The organism is Helicobacter sp. TUL (assembly GCF_002287135.1).
GTDB lineage: Bacteria > Campylobacterota > Campylobacteria > Campylobacterales > Helicobacteraceae > Helicobacter_F.
Window position 1 is genome coordinate 1 of the sequence record NZ_NESU01000043.1, and the last position, 571, is coordinate 571.

General features: G+C 34.7%; 1 protein-coding gene. It reads left to right on the forward strand.

Translation table 11 applies throughout. The annotated features are described in order from the left end of the window. Positions 1–14: 14 nt before the first annotated feature. The coding region (locus B9T66_RS08735) for a glycosyltransferase family 2 protein (protein ID WP_143429130.1) at positions 15–571 on the forward strand (557 nt) is incomplete at its 3' end.

Below are 571 nucleotides of genomic sequence, written 5' to 3' on the forward strand. Positions count from 1 at the left end.
TCAAAGGACCCACAATGAATCCCTTCTTTTATATCATCGTGCCAATCTATAATGTCCAAGCATATTTACACCAATGTCTAGATTCTCTTATTAATCAAACATACACACATTTTAAAGCGATTTTAATTAATGATGGTAGCACAGATTTAAGTGGGCAAATCGCACAAGAGTATTGTGATAAAGATTCACGTTTTGTGCTTATCACACAACAAAATGCAGGACAATCTATAGCAAGAAATGCCGGATTAGCATATATCAAAAATGACTTATTATCAATAAGGGGGGGGGATAATAGGTATATAGTTTTTGTAGATTCTGATGATTATATAGAGCTTGATGGGTTGCAAACATGTGCTGATATTTTTAGACAACATGATGTTGAACTTGTATCATTTAGTAAGATTATGGCAGTAAATCCTAGCGGTGGAGAACGAAAAGAGTATGGGTATCGAGTGTTTGCAAAAGAGCTTGTAGGCGTATATACACCGCTAGAGATTATTCGTGCTAAAACTCATATACCCATAGCTACAACTTGGGCGTTTATTGCAAAAAATAGCCTTATTTTTGATAA